The 17,154-nt window shown below is 58.4% G+C and carries 13 protein-coding genes; 4 read left to right on the top strand and 9 right to left on the bottom strand.

Going from position 1 to position 17,154, the window contains the following annotated elements; all coding sequences use genetic code 11:
• Nucleotides 1-3 precede the first annotated feature (3 nt).
• The 9 genes from AGR13A_RS21815 to AGR13A_RS21775 all read right to left on the bottom strand — a co-directional run bounded on the left by AGR13A_RS21815 (nucleotide 4) and on the right by AGR13A_RS21775 (nucleotide 10,379).
• Nucleotides 4-1,104 carry a nuclear transport factor 2 family protein gene (locus AGR13A_RS21815; RefSeq protein WP_080839444.1) on the bottom strand — a complete coding sequence of 367 codons (1,101 nt, stop codon included), beginning with the start codon at nucleotides 1,102-1,104 and terminating at the stop codon, nucleotides 4-6.
• A 10-nt stretch (nucleotides 1,105-1,114) separates the two neighbouring features.
• Nucleotides 1,115-1,942, bottom strand: coding sequence for a carbohydrate ABC transporter permease (locus tag AGR13A_RS21810; protein ID WP_080839443.1), 828 nt, complete (start codon nucleotides 1,940-1,942; stop codon nucleotides 1,115-1,117).
• A 1-nt stretch (nucleotide 1,943) separates the two neighbouring features.
• Nucleotides 1,944-2,816: a carbohydrate ABC transporter permease gene (locus AGR13A_RS21805; RefSeq protein WP_080840403.1), complete on the bottom strand. Its 873-nt coding sequence runs from the start codon at nucleotides 2,814-2,816 to the stop codon at nucleotides 1,944-1,946.
• An 89-nt stretch (nucleotides 2,817-2,905) separates the two neighbouring features.
• Nucleotides 2,906-4,240, bottom strand: coding sequence for an ABC transporter substrate-binding protein (locus AGR13A_RS21800; RefSeq protein ID WP_208612413.1), 1,335 nt, complete (start codon nucleotides 4,238-4,240; stop codon nucleotides 2,906-2,908).
• Between the two features lie 422 nt (nucleotides 4,241-4,662).
• Nucleotides 4,663-6,063 (bottom strand): CehA/McbA family metallohydrolase, encoded by a 1,401-nt coding sequence (locus AGR13A_RS21795; RefSeq protein WP_080839441.1) that lies wholly within the window; start codon nucleotides 6,061-6,063, stop codon nucleotides 4,663-4,665.
• Between the two features lie 13 nt (nucleotides 6,064-6,076).
• A complete protein-coding gene (locus tag AGR13A_RS21790; protein WP_080839439.1) occupies nucleotides 6,077-7,177 on the bottom strand; it encodes an ABC transporter ATP-binding protein in 1,101 nt (366 codons plus the stop codon).
• A gap of 15 nt (nucleotides 7,178-7,192) precedes the next feature.
• Complete coding sequence (locus tag AGR13A_RS21785) at nucleotides 7,193-8,023, bottom strand: carbohydrate ABC transporter permease (RefSeq protein WP_080839438.1); 831 nt, start codon at nucleotides 8,021-8,023, stop codon at nucleotides 7,193-7,195.
• Complete coding sequence (locus AGR13A_RS21780) at nucleotides 8,023-8,931, bottom strand: carbohydrate ABC transporter permease (protein ID WP_080839436.1); 909 nt, start codon at nucleotides 8,929-8,931, stop codon at nucleotides 8,023-8,025. Before AGR13A_RS21780 ends, AGR13A_RS21785 begins: the two co-directional genes overlap by 1 nt.
• 83 nt (nucleotides 8,932-9,014) lie before the next feature.
• On the bottom strand, nucleotides 9,015-10,379 hold the full coding sequence (locus AGR13A_RS21775) for an extracellular solute-binding protein (RefSeq protein ID WP_080839433.1): 1,365 nt from the start codon (nucleotides 10,377-10,379) through the stop codon (nucleotides 9,015-9,017).
• Nucleotides 10,380-10,712: 333 nt separating this feature from the next.
• Here AGR13A_RS21775 and AGR13A_RS21770 point away from each other — a divergent pair, with 333 nt between their 5' ends.
• The 4 genes from AGR13A_RS21770 to AGR13A_RS21755 all read left to right on the top strand — a co-directional run bounded on the left by AGR13A_RS21770 (nucleotide 10,713) and on the right by AGR13A_RS21755 (nucleotide 17,114).
• Nucleotides 10,713-11,705, top strand: a complete 993-nt coding sequence (locus AGR13A_RS21770) for a LacI family DNA-binding transcriptional regulator (protein ID WP_080839431.1) — start codon at nucleotides 10,713-10,715, stop codon at nucleotides 11,703-11,705.
• A gap of 11 nt (nucleotides 11,706-11,716) precedes the next feature.
• Complete coding sequence (locus AGR13A_RS21765) at nucleotides 11,717-13,648, top strand: DUF5054 domain-containing protein (RefSeq protein ID WP_080839429.1); 1,932 nt, start codon at nucleotides 11,717-11,719, stop codon at nucleotides 13,646-13,648.
• Between the two features lie 171 nt (nucleotides 13,649-13,819).
• Nucleotides 13,820-14,686, top strand: a complete 867-nt coding sequence (locus AGR13A_RS21760) for a MurR/RpiR family transcriptional regulator (RefSeq protein ID WP_080839427.1) — start codon at nucleotides 13,820-13,822, stop codon at nucleotides 14,684-14,686.
• A gap of 280 nt (nucleotides 14,687-14,966) precedes the next feature.
• The gene (locus tag AGR13A_RS21755; RefSeq protein WP_080839426.1) at nucleotides 14,967-17,114 is read left to right on the top strand and encodes a TonB-dependent receptor family protein; all 2,148 of its coding nucleotides are present in this window, start codon (nucleotides 14,967-14,969) and stop codon (nucleotides 17,112-17,114) included.
• The last annotated feature ends 40 nt before the right edge of the window (nucleotides 17,115-17,154 follow it).

Below are 17,154 nucleotides of genomic sequence, written 5' to 3'. Positions count from 1 at the left end.
GTCTCAATCCTCCTGCCGAACCGGCCCGTGGGCATATATCTGCCGGAGGATGGCAAGTTCGTCATACAGGGTCCACTCTTCGATGATCTTGTCGTCGTTGAAGCGGAAATGCGACATGCCGAGAATATAGACCGGTTTGCCGCTCGGCGCGCCGAACAGACCGTTACCGCGATGATGTCCGCGGATGGACCAGCGTACTGCCGCAATCGTGCCGTCCGCTTCGTCTGCATGGCAATAATTATCGAAGGAAAACACCGCGTTCGGGAAAGCCGCGACAATCTGGATGAAATGATAGACGAGGCCTTCGATACCAGTAATTTCGCGGCCGCCGGCCATATGGACATTGACGGCAGGGTCGTAAACTTCCCGAAGCGCGTCGAACCGTCGGCGGTTCCATGCCTCGTGCAGCATATGGGCAAGCCTGTCTTCGATCGTCTTTTTGGGCCGGTCGAGGGGCAATGGCAGCGCCTGGCCTGCGGAGCGCTCGGGCTGGCCGATGAACCAGGGTTCACGGCCGGCAGCGGCATCCCGATCCGCGAGGCTGCGCGCAACCTCATGAATGTCAAAACCCAGCTGGCGCACCATCGCACCGTTGTCCCGCACCAGCCATTCTCGGAAAATCTTGTTATCCCTGGAGACACAGTCGGCCACGGTATGGATGTTCACCCGCCGCCCGGTCGCTTCGCCATAGGCGCTCGGACCGATATTGGTCATCTGGCTGAAGCCGAGATGGCTTGTGTAATAGCCCTCCTTGTCATCGCCGCTCCAGGCCACGTTGAGGAAACGGCTCTCCCGGTCGGGAAAGGCCTGCATCATCGAAACGGTGCCGTTGACGACCTCCTCGACGGAGCGGGTAATATCGAAGGCTGTATAGACCATGCAGGCATGATCGTAATAATCGTAGATCTTGCCGACCGATTTTTCAGCCCAGATCCAGTGCGTTATCTTGAAGATATAGTCGACGATATCGCCGAATGCATCGTCGAAGCCCGCCAGGGGAAAGCCATTGCGTTCCTTGGGTGCAAGCAGCTCCTCCACGGAGCGCTGCCGCACCGTTGTCACGCCTGCGCGCAAGTCACGCTTTGCGGTTGATACATCGTTCATTGTCTTCTCCCTATCTTACCGAGCCCGAAACAAGGCCTTTAACGAAATATTTCTGGACGTATCGGGACAGAACAAGCATCGGCAGGATGATCACGAGGCCGATGGCGGCCATGATTTCCCACGCGTCGCCGCGTTCCGTCCTGGCGCTCATCAGCGCTACCTGTATGGTCGTTGCGTTTTCCCGCGTCAGCACCAGCGCATAAAAGAACTCGTTCCATGCGACGACGAAACAGAAGATGCCGGCGGTGGCGATGCCCGGAAGCGCCATTGGAACGACGACATCCCAGATTGCCCTCAGGCGTGACGCGCCGTCGATCTGCGCTGCTTCCTCCATGTCCACCGGTATGGAGTCGATGAACCCCTTGATCATCCAGATCGCATAGGGAACCACGAAAGACATGTTGGCGATGATGAGCGCGATGCGCGTGTCGAGCAGACCACCCTGGCGAAAGGCGATGAAGAGCGGAATGATGACGATGACGGGCGGGATGAACTGGGTCGCCAGCACGCCGATCGGCCAGATGCTGCCACCGGGGAACCGGAAGCGCGAAAACGCATAGGCCGCGGCAGTGGCGATCGGCAACGACAGCAGCAGCGTTCCCATCGTCACGACGATGCTGTTCCAGGTGCGCTCGCCGACGAGAAACGGCGCTTCGAACGCAGTGCGGATATTTTCAAGCGTGGGTGTGAAGAAGAACCTCAGCGCGTAGACGTCGCGGGGGTCCTTGAATGCCGTCGCCACGATCCACACGATCGGACCGATGAAAACGAGGAGAATGAGCGCGATGGCAAGTCCGCGCGCGAGGCTTGAAATCCGGTTTCTGGTTTTCATCTGCATGTCACTGGCGCTCCATGACGAACCGTGAATAAATTGCTGCAAGCACCGCCATGACAGCCGCGAGCAGATAGGCAACCGCCGCCGCATAACCGAGGTCGTACCAGCGGAAGGCGGTCTGGAACACGAAATGCGCCAGCGTTTCCGTCGCCGTCCCCGGACCGCCATTGGTGAGCGTGACGACCTGATCGAGAACCTTGAGCGAGAAGATCGCCTTGAGCAGAAGGGCGATGGCAAGCACCGGCCGCAGCTGCGGCAACACGATTTCAAAGAACACCCGTGTCTTGGAAGCCCCATCGACCTGGGCTGCCTCAACAGTTTCCTGCGGAAGAGCGGCAAGCGCGCCAATGAAGAGGAGCATGAAATAAGGCGACCAGTGCCAGACGTCCGAAGCTATCAACGTCGCCATCGCAAGTGTCGGATCAGCAAGGATCGGAACGCCTTTCAACGACGGAACGACGGCGCCGACCACGGCGGCAAATGCGCCGAACTCCGGATTGAACAGGAAGCGCCAGGATATGCCGAGTAATGCAGGCGACATGGCGAAAGGTATCACGAGCAGCGTACGCACACTTACCCGCATCATATCGGCACCGGCCAGAAGCAAAGCCAGCCCCATGGCGAGGATCATCGTGAAGAAGACGGAGAAGACTGTGAAGACCGACGTCACCCGGATGCTGTGCCAGAAATCCGGATCGTCCGTGATGACGCGGGTATAGTTCTCCATGCCGACGAAAGGCCCGAGCGTCGGCTGCTGCGCCAGGTTCCACTCATGGACCGAGTACCAGAGAGCGGCACCCAATGGGTAGAGAAGCGTCGCTGCGATGACGACGAAGGCTGGTGTAATCAGCCAGTATTTCAGATGTTTGTCTTTCACGGAAAATCCCTTGACGACAGGGAAGGCCTGCCAGGGGAAGCGCCTGCTCCACCCGGCATATGCCTTCATTCACGGTGAAGGCGGTTCACTCAGCCCTTGCGATAACCTGCACGCCGCAGGATACGATCGATGTCCTGAGCCGCCTGATCCAGCCCATCCTTTACCGGCCTTGAACCGGTGGCAAGTTCCGAGATGGTGTTTTCAAGTGTGACGGCAATCTGCGGCCATTCCTTGAGCTGCGGCATGATCCGCGAACCCTCAAGGCTCTTCGCAGCGACCTTATGAAGGCCGTGATTTGCCGCATTCACCTTTTCGTCGAGGAAGCTCTTCGTGTTGGTGACCACGATATCAGACGTCTTGGGGTCGGATTTGTCGATCGCGCATTCGATCTCGAGTTCCGGCGTCGAAACCCATTTCATGAATTCCCATGCCGCATCCTTCTTTTTCGAAAGCGCGCTGACCGCGAAGGGCAAAGACAGGGCATAGGATACGGGGGCACCGCTGTCGAACTGCGGCATGGGCGCAAAGCCGACCTGTTCCGGCTTCAGAGAGGATTTTTCGCCCGTCAGAACCGAATAGACCCACCACCAGACCATGACCATGGCCGACTTGCCCTGCGCCACGGAGTTGACGGCGTCCCCTTCGACGAACTGCACGGAACCGGGCGCAGCCACCTTATGCTTCAGCAAAAGGTCCAGATACATCTGCGTGGCTTCGATGGCAGCCGGATCGGTGAAGCGGGTTTCCTTGAAGTCGGGTGAAAAGATGTCGCCGCCCTTGCCCCATAAATGATTGAGCCAGAGGAAGAGGTTCTGCTGGCCATTGCCCTTGCCGTAATACATCGCCACACCCGACACATCGGGATTGGCCGTTTGTATGGCGGCACCCGCAGCAGCAACCTCGTCCCAGGTCGTCGGCGGCTTGAGGCCCGCGGCATCGAAAAGGTCCTTGCGATAAAACAGCATCTGGGGATGGCCGCGCACCGGAAGACCGTAGGTCACGCCGCCGATCTGGCCGCCGAGCTTGTAGGCTTGCGGGTAACGGTTGATGTCGAGCCCATCGCGCTTGAGCAATTCGTCGAGCGGGTGCAGATAAATCGACAGGGACGGACCCCAATTGTCCTGATAACAGACGACATCATATTCAGAGCTGCCTGCCACCGCTTCGGTCGTGATCTTGTCGCGTACCTGACCATAGGGAACATAGGTATAAACAGCCTTGATGCCCGTCAGTTCTTCAAATTGCGCAAGCCGCTTTTCATGGGCGCGAAACTGGCTCGATTGCGGCAGCATGATATTGATAGCCTGGCCGGCGAAAGGCTTGCCCTCAAGAAGAGCAGCCGAGGCCCGGCGCGGCGAAACACCGAAGGTGGCCGCCATCGACGCCGCCAAACCCAGTTGCGTGAAGTTACGCCTCGAAATCATAATTTGGCTCCTCCCAAATTTCTCATAACGACGTCGTGTCAGTTTTTGCATTCGTATGCAAAGTAGCATAAATGCATACGAATGCAATACCGCTTAAAGCACTTTTATCGACTGAGGCTCACATCGGTAAATCAGGCGATCTGCGCGCCGGAACTGCCCTGAAATCTGGATCGCGTTGGGAGGCCGAATGAGCTCAGTGGCATCCATTTGTAGATAACCGTCACTCTCGGACGTATTATAACATCGTTACCGAAACCTGCGCCACGACGGAGAAACGACCGGACCACCTGATAGTCTTTAACCAAGGATGGGGCGGAGCCGGCCGCGACGGCGTGCGGACTTTGCCGCGCCCGTAATATTGCAAGTGCACGAACGAGCGAGCGGAGAAGTCCGCCCGCCCCACTTGTCATCTGTCCGGGAAACTAGGGCTGGATGTAAACCGGATTGCTCACTGCCCGGCGGATCGGCTGATCCTGCATATGGACGCCCTGAAGCTGCCAGGGAAGCGAGCGCCCCTCCTGTGCCGCCATGAAATCGGCAACCAGCCTTTCGCGGCTATTCGCAGCGATGATTTCGGCACGAAGGAAGGTCTTTGCCTCGCCGGAGAAACTGCCCGTCCAAGCATCTGTTTCAATGGTCTGCGTGGTGAGAATGCCGCTCGCATCGATCCAGACGAGCAGATCGCCATCTGCACCCCTCACATCGGCTTCTGCGACGACCGGTCCGGAAACCGTCGAACCCATCGGCTGGCCGTTCACCGTCAGCGCAAGATGCGGCCCCGTCGGGCTTTCCGTCACATAACCGCGACCCGCCTTCATCGCAGCGAGGACAGCATCTTCCGATAGTTCCTCCAGCCAGAACACCGTCGTCGGGCGGGCAAGCACCAGCGGACCCTCGGGCATGAGTTGCGCAGGCTGATGAAAATCGCTGCCTCCGATGGCGGAGATCTTCAGACCCGAAGCCAGTCGCTGCTGATAGCGGCCGAGCGACACCCAGTTCCATGCCATCCAGTGTGACTGCCAGACCTCCATGCAGTCGATCTCGGGCAGGTCGTAGTCCCATTGAATGGTGGGCTTGTCGTGATTGATGGACAAAAGCCCGCCGCGCTCATGCACCAGCCGGGAAAGCGTATGGGCATGTTCCGGCTTGGTCATGCGGAAATCGATCCACTCATCGACACCATAGACATTGGCGTGGCCAGTCGCCGTCGTTATCTCCATCGCCCGGATGAAGACAAGGGCCGGCGAGGATTGCGGATGGAAATAGCGGCGCTGCGTGATGGTGTTGTGATCGGCAATGGCAAGAAAATCGAGACCGGCCTGCAAGGCGGCCTGATGCAGCAGCTCCGGAGAGCCCAATGCATCGGAATGGAAAGTGTGGCAATGCAGATCGCCCCTATACCAGCCCGCCCCTTCCCGCCGAGGAAAGCGGCGCTCCGGCTGCGGCTCCAGTCTGCGCGGCGCGCTGTCGCAACGGATAGTCACGACGACATCGGCTCCGTTTTCCGGCAATTTATGCAGGCCGAGCATGACTTTCCATGTGCCGGCCGGCATCTCGCCGTGGATATAGCCGGGCGTTGCATCATCGGTCGCAACAAAGAAGCAATCGCGTGCGCCGCCGCTCCAGCCACGGAAACCGGCGACTGACGGGTAGTCCGTCGCCGTAGCGTCGAGCACGCCGAGATCGATGACGCAATCTTCGGCCTTCCGATAGGCCATCGTCACATCGATGCGCGTTACACCCTTCTGAACATCGAAAGGAACATAGAAGTAAGGATCGGCCGACTGGTCGGCGCGACTGACGTGAACCCTGATTTCGGTCATCACACTTCCCGTCTTACTCACCGACATCCGGAATGCGTATGCCGGCGCCATCGAACAATGTGACGTGGCGGATATCGAAGGCGAGCGTCACGACGTCGTTCACCCGAATCTCGTCATCCGTGAAAATGCGGGCGGTCACCCGGCCGGCATCCTCGCGTTCCATCGTGACAAGGCTTTCCGGGCCCATGTTCTCATTGGCGAAAAGCTTGCCCGTGATGGTGTTTTCATCACCGGCCTGGGCGATCCGCAAATGTTCGGGCCGAACGCCAAGCGTCATCCGGCCGCTGCCCGCGGCCGCCGCAATGGCGTCGGAGACAGGCAGGCCCGGCAGTGTCAGGCCATCGGCGCGCAGTTGCAGCTTGCCATCGGCAACCATGGCATCGGCCGACACGAGGTTCATCGGCGGGTTGCCCACGAAATTGGCAACGAAGGTGGTGGCCGGACGCCGGTAAATCTCGATGGGCGGTGCGAACTGAACGATGCGGCCCTTGTCCATGACTGCGATGCGGGTCGCAAGCGCCATGGCCTCGGCCTGGTCGTGGGTGACATAGACCGCCGTCATGCCCATGTCGCGCTGCAGGTGGTTGAGGAAGCCACGCGCTTCAAGACGTAGCTTGGCATCGAGGTTGGAAAGCGGCTCGTCGAACAGATAGACTTGGCTGGGATAAACAAGCGCACGTGCCAGCGATGTACGCTGCTGCTGTCCGCCGGAAATCTGGCTCGGCAGGCGCTTCATCAGATCACCGATCTTAAGCACGTCGGCCACCTGCTTGGCGCGCGCATGGCGCTTTTCCTCGCTCTCGCCGCGCACTTTGAGCGGATAGGCGATGTTATCGGCAAGGTTCATGTGCGGATAAAGCGCATAGTCCTGAAAGACCATCGATATCTGCCGGTCCTTGGGGTGCAGATAGGTGACGTCCTTGCCGCCGATCAGCACTTTGCCCGAGGTCGGCGTTTCGAGGCCGGCGATCATGCGCAGGCTCGTCGTCTTGCCGCAGCCGGAGGGGCCGAGCAGGCAGACGAACTCGCCGTCCGATATTTGAAAGCTGATGTCGGGCACCGCATGAAAGTGACCGAAGCTCTTGGAGACATTCTGGAATTCGACAGAGGCCATGAAACTGATTTCCGATTACGACTTGATGCCACCAAAGAACCGGAAACCAAACTTCCAGTTCACGAAGAGGTAAAGCACGATGACGGGGAGCGAATAGATGAGCGAATAGGCAGCAAGGAGCGTGACGATCGGTGTGCCCGCCTCCGAATAGAAGGAGTAGATCGCGACCGAGGCCGGCATCAGGCTATCGCTGCGCAGCAGGATGAAGGGGATGAGGAATGAACCCCAGATATTGACGAATGCCCAGACCACGACGACCACGATGCCCGGCCGGATGACCGGCAATGCCACGTCGAAGAAAGCCTGCAGCGGTGAGGCACCGGCCACCATGGCGCTTTCCTCGTAGGAACGCGGGATGGCATCGATGAAATCGCGGAGGATGAACATTGCCGTCGGCAGTAGCCCGCCCGCAAAAACGAGAATGACGGCGATATGGGTATTGATGAGACCGGCCGCAGAAATGATCAGGAAGATCGGCACCATCGCCGCCGAGCCCGACACGACGGAAGAAAACAGTAGAAGCGTGTAGGTGACCGCCCCTTTACCGGGAATTGACGAGCGAGAAAGGGCATAAGCAGCAAGCGTCGCTGCCGCGCCGATCAGAATGACCCCGCCGAAAGACTGGATCAGACTGTTTAAAAGGGCCCGCATTGCAAAGGTGTTCTCGAATACCGTCATGAAGTTCGAGAGAGTGAACGCATCGGGAATTGCAAGTCCGAGTTCGGCGCGGGCGTTGAACGGTGCGAAGATGAACCAGACGAGCGGCAGGGCGAAGGCCACGCCGAGCAGGGATGCTGCCACGGAAAAGAGAATGCGGCGTTTAAAGACGTTTCCGGAGATCTGCATCACTCAGCCTCCGCCGTTTTCTTGCGCGCGATACGCAGATAGACAAGCGCAAAGGCGAGGTTGACGAGCATGATGATGACACCGACCGCCGCACCCTTGCCGAACTCGAAATCCTTGAATGCGATACGATAGGTATAGATTGACAGCAGTTCCGTTCGGTAGGACGGCCCGCCATTGGTGAGCAGGAATGGCGTAAACACGTTGAAAGTCCACATTGTGATGAGGATGAGGTCGGTGACGACATGGCCGCGGATGAGCGGCAGCGCGATGTCGCGAAGTTTCTGCCAGGAGGTTGCGCCGGCCACGTCCGCTGCCTGGAAATAGCTAGGCGGGATGGACTGAAAGGCAGAATTGAACAGCATCATCGAGAAGGCTGCGCCGCGCCAGGTGTTGAAGAACACGATCACCCAGAAAGGCTGCTGCAGAAGCCAGTCGCCGGGTGGCAGGCCGAGGCCGCGCATGATCATGTTCAGCGTGCCATTGTCATAGTCGAGAAAGGCGAACCACGCGAAACCGATGACCACTTCCGGCAATATCCAAGCGGCAATGACCGCCGTCTGCAGGAAGGACTTCAATGCCGGCGATACGGCCTGGCTGAGCCAGGCGAGCAACAGGCCGATCAGCGCCTGGCCTGCAAGCGCGGAAAGCAGCACGAATTGCAGCGTCAGGATGAAGGAAAAACCGAACTGGCCGCGGGTGAAGAACGTATCCGGATTAAACAGCGTGAAATAATTTTGCAGACCGACGAAATCCGGATCGACTGCCGTGCGCCCGATGAGCGTTCGGTTCGTGAAGGAAACGAAGATCACCCAGAAAAACGGGACCATAACAAAAATGCCGACCAGCGCGGCGGCAGGAGCCAAAAAGACAGCGCCTGCCCGCGTGGAAAGCAGCGAGAAGTTTTTCATGCTTTTTTACCTCATGGCGGATCACACCGATCCGTCGCAAATTGCGTCTGACCGGTAATCGGTCAGACGCAGTCCGTTATGCCTCAGAGGCGGCTAACCGTATTTTCTGCACCGACGATACCGATCACGGCGGTCTTGAACTGAGCCATTGCATCCTCTGGCGAGAGCTCGCCGGAAACCACGCGTTCGGTCATGCGCTGAATTTCAGCGGAAACCTTGTTGTAGTTCGCGTCATTCGGGCGAGCGGTGGTGATCGGCAGCAATGTCTTGGCAGTTTCCGTCAGGAAGGGTGAATTCGGGATCGGTACGTCATTTCGGATGCGGATCGCAGGCTGGATCGCCTGAAAGGCATCAAGCTGTTCCTTGCTGTTCATGAAAGAGAGCAGTTCCCAGGCTTCCTGCGGCGTATCCGTATTGGGATTGATGACAAAACCGGTGCCGCCAGACATGGTGACGAAATCCTGACCACGCAGGCCACGGCCGGGCTTTTCGGAAGGCATCTTCTTCCAGGTCATGACATTGTCACGGTCAGCGACTTCGAATTCGGCGCCCGGCTTGGTGACGGAGCGATAGAACCAGTCGCCTTCGACCAGCATGGCGGTTTTGCCATTGCGGAAATTGGCAAAGCTGCGGTTACGGCCATCGGCCAGCAGCTGAGCCCGCTGGTCTCCAAGCTTCTCGTCCAGATAAATTGTCTTGTAGAGCTTCAGCGTATCGAGGATGCCCTGGCTGGAAACGATGTATTTGCCGTTTTCATCGGTGACTTGCTCACCGGTGCCGAGCAGCGCCATCCAGTAGCCCTGCATTGTCGTGGCTTCGCCCATGGAAACGCCGGCATTCAGCTGCAGCGGGAAGCTTTCAGGATCGGCAGCCTTGATCTTGCGGGCGGCTTCGAGCAGTTCGTCCCAGGACTTCGGCTGCCAGCCGTCGGCATCGATGCCAGCCTTCTTGAATACGTCCTTGCGCACGAAAATCATGCGCGCATCGGTGCCAAGCGCAATGCCATAGGGCTTGCCCTGGTAGCTCATCAGGGCCTGAGAACCTTCCGAGATATGCTTCCAGCCCTCCCAGGATGCCGCCGCGGGGCCGGCAATCTCCTCGAGCGACTTCAAAAGGCCGCCCTGCACAAAGCTCGGGATCATGAAACCGTCGAAATTGGAAATATCCGGGCCTGCACCAGTGGAGAAATCAAGCGCGAGCTGCTGCGTCAGCTGCTCGTCCTCGCCGCCAAACTGGGTCAGCTTGACCGTGACATCCTTGCCATCGGCCTTCATTTTTTCCGTGAAGGCGGGAATAACGGCCTTCTGAATCCATTCCGCCATGCCGGAATTAACACCGCCGATCACGCAGCGGCAGGTAATGTTGAGCTCCGTCGCGGCCAAGACCGGGCCCGACAGCGCGATTGCTGCTGTGGCACCCAACAACAGAGTTTTGATGCTCCTGCGCATTGAAAGTCCTCCCAAAAAATAATTCGGCGCGACGGCGCGCGCTTTTCGAGGATCCGGCAAGCTAGAACTCCTCCGGTCCCCGCCTCATCCCGACATCAAGAATGAACACGCTTTCATTTTTGTCAACAGGGCGTTCGTCAGAAAAAATTACAGACCTGAATACGAACCATAAAAACGAAGAATTTGACCAGATTTATCGTAATTTCACCACATCAAGCTTGACGGACATCGTCAAAAAGGCAATTCATCAATGAACACGTTTTCATTTTTGCGCCGAGTGCGGTCTATGGATGAACTGAACAGCAAAAAACAGCCCGCGCGACCGCCGACCTCGTGGCGCGCGAAGCCAATGTTTCCCGGGTCGCTGTATCGCGTGCATTCAACCCGAATGCCTCGCTGAAGCCGGAGAAGCGCGACCGCATCCTGCAGGTGGCGCGCGAATTGAATTACACGCCCGACATGGCCGCGCGGTCGCTGGTCACGCGCCGCTCGCACCTTGTCGGCATGATCGTGCCTGATGTGTGCAGCCCTTGGGAAAGCCAGGAAATTGACGCGTTGACGACGGCATTGCAGGCAGAGGGTTTTGCCACATTGCTTTTCAAGGCCAAGGCCGATTTCAGCATGGACCAGACCCTGTTGACCTATATGCGCGGCTTCAACCCGGATTCGGTAATCGCGTTCACGGAAAATATCGCGCCGGACGTGCTGACCGGCTTTCTCGACCGCGCGGTGCCGATCTACGTTATCTATGACGATGCTACGGAGTTTTCCGGCAAGCCTACCTCCAGCATCTACGACCGTCTTCTGGTGCGCCAGAGAGAAGGCATCGAGCAGGCGGTTGCATTGTTGCAGGGTTATGGCGCACGCCGTGTTGCCTATCTGGGTGGCAAACAACAATCGCTCGCAAACAACGAGCGCGAGCGCATGATCACCGAAATTCTCGCCGAACGGGGCATGGAGCCACCGATCGTCGTTGCCGGTGACTATACCTATGATACCGCCTACCGCGCGACACTCGACCTCTTCCGCGTCGGTGACGGTGCGGATGCCATCTTTGCCGCCAATGACGTTGGCGCCTTTGGCGCGATCGATGCGCTGCGCCATGATCTCGGCCTTTCCGTTCCGGGCGACGTGAAGGTCGTCGGCTTCGACGACATCCCACAGGCCCACTGGAAGAGCTACAACCTCACCACAGTCCGGATCGATCTCGAAGATCGCGTCCGGGCCCTCGTCCGCCTCATCCTGAGGCGGCTCAAAACCCCCGACGCAGACCCCATGGTCGAAACGCTCGGCACGCGTCTCGTCGTGCGCGGCACCGTGGGCTAAACGGAAAAGATATGACAAAAAAGCGCGTGCATCTGGTCTTCAAGACCCATCTCGACATTGGCTTCACCGACCACGCGGAAAAGGTCCGCAGGCAATATCACGAACGTTTCATCCCGCAGGCCATCGAGACCGGGGCGCATTTTTATGCGGAAAATCCTGAAGCGCCAAAGTTCATCTGGACGACGGGCGCGTGGCTGATCTGGGACTATCTCAATACCCGCCCCGCCTCGGATGTCGCAAAGCTTGAAGAAGCGATCGAGCGCGGCCTGATCCGCTGGCACGGCCTGCCCTTCACCACCCATACGGAACTGATGTCGCCCCATCTCTTCCGCGCCGGCCTCTCCTATTCGCAGGAACTTGACCGCCGCTTCGCAACCAAAACAATCGCAGCGAAGATGACCGACGTTCCCGGCCACACGCTCGGCATGGTGCCGCTGCTGGCCGAAGCCGGCATTCGTTTCCTGCATCTTGGCGTCAACACAGCCTCACCCCCGCCGGAAGTTCCCGACATTTTCCGCTGGCACGCGCCGGGCGGCGAGGAAATCGTCGTCATGTACCAGCGCTCCTATGGCGAAACCTGTTTCCCCGAGGGCATGGCGGATGGTCTCGGCTTTGCCCATACCAGCGACAATATCGGCCCGCAGAGCGTGCCGCAGACGGCTGAAACTTATCGTGAAATGCGCCACCGCGAACCCGAGGCGGTTATCCAGGCAGCCACGCTTGAGGATTACGGCGCGCTGATGTGGCAGGAGCGCGAACGCTTCCCTGTCATCGATCTCGAACTGGCGGACAGCTGGATTCATGGCAGCGCCACCGATCCGCAGAAAATATCCCGATTCCTCGCCCTGCAAGGCGTCTATGATCGTTTCGCCGCCGATGGCCTCACCACTTCGCGCCTCGCCTTCGGCCGCGGTCTTGCCATGGTCGCCGAGCATACCTGCGGCGTCGACATCAAGTCCTATCTGCGTGACGACAAGGCCTGGTCGCGCAAGGATTTCGATGCTGCGCGCGTCAGCGACCACCGCTTTACCTATTCCGAAGCCTCATGGCAGGAGCAGCGTAATTATCTCGATCAGGCAATATCGGCGCTGGATGAAAAAGACCATGCCGAGGCGAAGGCGGCCATTACTGCCGTGGCGCCGCCTGCAATGCCCACGCCACGCGCCGTCGAAGGGAAACTGAAGGCCGGCGCGTGGTCGGCCGAGATCGATCCTGCGACCGGGGATATCGTCACCATCATTGCGCCATCAGGCCATCGCATCGAAGGCGGCGACGGGTCGCTTATCAGCTATCGTTATGAAAGCTACGACGCCAAAGACGTGGCCCGTCATATGGATACCTATCTTACGCACCGGCAGGAATGGGCGGTTCTCGACCATGACAAGCCCGGCCTTGCCGCCTCCGGCACCGGCCTGTCAAAAACCTTCCTGCCAAAGCTGCTGGCCGCGGAAGGCGATAGCCTGCTCCTCTCCCTGCCGACGCTTGCAACGGCCGAATATGGCGCGCCGCCGACCGTCTCGCTGCGGCTGGCACAGGATCAGGATGCATTGCTGCTGACATTCGTCCTGCATGAAAAACCTGCCAACCGCATGCCCGAGGCAAGTTTCCTGTCGTTCACCCCGAAGGGTGATATCACCTGGAACCTCAAGAAGATGGGCCTATGGCACAAGGCGGAGAACACCGCCGAGAGCGGCGGCGCTCAGCTCCAGGCCGTCACCGCTGCTCGCGCAGCATTGTCGGACGGGCCGCAATACACGATCGAGCCCCTGGACACGCCACTCGTCGCGCCCGCAAGCTGGGATTTCATGACGTTCTGCCGGGAACGACCGAGCTTTGCCGAAGGCATCCGCTTCAATTTGCACAATAACAAGTGGGGCACCAATTTTCCGATGTGGTGTGAAGGCAATATCCTCGCCCGGTTCAGACTGCGCGTTTCCGCCTGAACTTCGCCTCGGATTACTAATATGAAAATCGCCGGGCGCCGCGATCGAAGCTGGCGCCCGCTCGTCCCTTCGCCGCTCATTCTCATCGGTGAACGGATTTTCTGTTTCGATGGAAAGGCTTGTCAGCTATCTAGTTTGTCGTGAGTACTTCATTTTCAAAACGGGAATGGCATGAGCGACGACAATCATATGGTGTTGCGGGACCGCTTTCAGCAGCACAAATCGAAACTCAGCCGTTCGGAACTGGCTGTTGCCGAATATTTACTGGCAACGCCGATCGATGTCCTGATCTTCGAAAGCGCGGAAGATATAGCGGCCAAGAGCGGTACGAGCGACGCAACGGTCATTCGTGCGGCGCGACGGCTCGGCTTCACCGGCCTGCCGGAACTCAAGCGGCTCTCCAGCCGCAACATGGCGAAAAGCGTTCCAACAACGGAACGGCTGTCGCAGCGGTTCCGCGCCACCGGCGACGATCTTGGCAGGATCAAAAAACGCATCTTCTCCACTGCCCATGAGATCATGACTTCATGTGAAGAAAAACTGGAGATCGATTCGCTTGCGAATGCGATCCAGTTGCTCGATGCCGCCGATACCGTGTGGTGTCTGGGCATGGGACGATCCGAGGTAGAAGCAAGGCATTGCGCGACAGCACTCAGCCGCGTCGGGCTGAGAACCCGTCATTCCGGATCGTCCGGCTTTTCGCTCGCCAACGAGTTGGTTGATCTGCGGCAGGAGGACGTCGTCATTCTGTTCCACGTCGCACGCGACACGGCCGAATTACGACTCATCGTCAATCAGGTCAGCGACATCGGCTGTCGTGTCATTCTGGTATGCGGCGTCCAGCTGACGGAGCTTTATCGCGACAGGGCTTCCGCAGTGCTGACATGCGTCGGATCCGCGGCGGGACTTGCAAGCTGGACGCTCGGTGCCGTCGTCACCTCCGATATTCTTGCCTACGGCATTGCTACGCGCAATCAGGACCGAGCGCTCCAGAGCCGAAAGCGCCTAGCGCGGCTGCGCGAGCAGATACCGCAATAGCGCATCCCGAAAGGCACCATTCAAAAAGATGAGGATATCAGTAATGTTTTATTGATATCCGCACTTCAATAATGTAGTGACGACGACATAACCGCGGGCGACAGCGGCCGATCCCGTATTTTCCGTCGAGGGGCACTCATGAAATATCGTCGAAAAATCATTTTTTAGCGGAAGCGCGCAAGCACCCGCTCCCACACACCATTTCAAACCGATGATCCCTTTACCGCGCCGTACCGGCACGGAAGGAATTTTGTTGTCCTGTTTTCAGTCTGGGGCCCTGATGATTTCCTACCGTAGATTAGCAAATTCCGTTCTCCTCGCTTCGGTCGCCTTCGCACCCGCCAGCGTTTTCGCGCAGGATGGCGCCAATGGCGGCGAAACCGTCCTTGAAGCCATCACCATTACCGGCAACTGGCTGGAGCAGCCCAACAAGGAAAAGGTGCTGAAGCACCCCGGCGCTCGCACCATCATGGACAAAACGGAGCTGGAAGAGCGCGGCGCCGTCGACATTCGTGACGCCCTCAACCAGATTCCCGGCGTCCAAGTGCAGGAAAGTGCCGGCACCGGCGGCAGCGATGTCTCTCTCAACCTCGGTGTTCGAGGCCTCACCTCGCGCCTGTCGCCACGCTCCACCGTGTTGATGGACGGCATACCGCTGTCCTACGCTCCCTATGGCCAGCCGCAATTGTCTCTTTTCCCGCTTGTGCTGGGCAATGTCGATACCGTGGATGTGGTGCGCGGGGCAGGCTCCGTACGCTATGGGCCGCAGAATGTCGGTGGAATCATAAATTTCGTGACACACCCGATCCCGGATGACGTCACCGTTCGCATGTCTTCCTCCGCTGAATTCGGCGGCGGCACCAAGGCAACACCGAGTTTCCTGATCGGCGGGACCAATGATGACGGGCTTGGGGCAGCGCTTCTCTATTCGGGCATTCATGGCACCGGCTATCGTGACAGCAACGACCGCACGGATATCGACGACCTGATCTTCAAGGGTAAATATGAATTTTCGGATACGGACACTCTGAGCCTGCAATATCACCACTACAGCGGCGAAGGGCAAATGCCAGGGGGCCTGACAACGGGTGAATATGCGGCAGACCCATTCCAGTCGACACGGCAATACGACGAGTTCAATGGACGCCGTAATGATATCTCGCTGCGCTATCAGCACAATGATGGCGAAAACAACTTCGAGATCCTCGGCTATTATGTGAATTCATTCCGCGGCAGCTTCGTCGAACAGCAAGGAACAGGGGCAAGCGCAAACCGCTACCGTCTGACTTCGGCACCGCGCGACTATGAATATTTCGGTATCGAACCACGCTACTCGCGCCTGTTCGACATCGGCGACACCACGCATGAGGTGACTGTCGGCTATCGTTATCTCTGGGAGGAAAGCTCCGAGGTGGCAGCGCGCACCGCATATTATTACGACCGCGTTCCCGGCTACAATCCCCATACGCGTCCGATGGTCACCTACCAGACCAGCGAGGGCGGCACCAAGGCACACGCCATCTATATCGACGACAAGATCCAGTTCGGCAACTGGACCGTCACGCCCGGCGTCCGCTACGAGATGATCAGCACCAACAACACGGTCAATGACCTCACCGGTGGTGTCGTGACCGCATCGCGCTCGCCGCAATTCGACGCGAACGAACTGCTGCCCACGCTCTCCGTCGCCTACCAGATCAACGATGCCTGGAGTGTCTTTGGAAATGCCGGCGTTTCCTTCGGGCCTCAGCAATATAGCCATCTCGCCTCGACCACGGATGGCCTTAATCCTGAAAAAGCAAAAACATATGAAATCGGCACGCATTACCAGGGCGATGCCTTGAGCGGGGAATTGACGGCCTTCTACATCGATTTCGACAAGGAATTGCTGCTCAGCCGCAACATCGTCGGTGAAGGCGTGTGGACAAATCTCGGCGCAACCACCCACCAGGGCATAGAGGCGGCAGGGCGTTACGATCTCGGCAGCCTCACCCCATCGCTGGACGGGCTCTCTGTCTATGCGAACTACACCTATACGGAAGCCGTTTACGAGGCAGGAGATTTCAAGGGGAAAGATCTTCCCTTTTATTCTCGCCACTTCGGCACCGTCGGTGCAAGCTACCGATATGAAGACTGGGTCATCAATGCGGATGTCACGGCGCAGTCGAAGCAACGCTCCCCCGGAAGCGGCACGACCTATGTCACGGAAGAAGACTCTACCGGACGCCTTGGCGACATACCGGGCTATGGCACCGTCAACCTGCGCTTGGCGTACCAGCCGGAAAACAACAAGAACGCCCCCAAATTCGCACTCGGCGTGAAAAACCTCTTCGACAACGAATATTTCACACGCTCAACTGACAACAACGGCGGCAAGTTCGTCGGCCAGCCACGCACTTTCTTTGTCAGTGCCTCGGTTGCTTTCTGATCGCGTAAAATTTGCGGGCCGGTATAGTACCGGCCTGCCG

Source organism: Agrobacterium genomosp. 13 str. CFBP 6927, assembly GCA_900012615.1.
GTDB lineage: Bacteria > Pseudomonadota > Alphaproteobacteria > Rhizobiales > Rhizobiaceae > Agrobacterium.
This window is presented reverse-complemented; position numbering and strand designations above follow the sequence as displayed.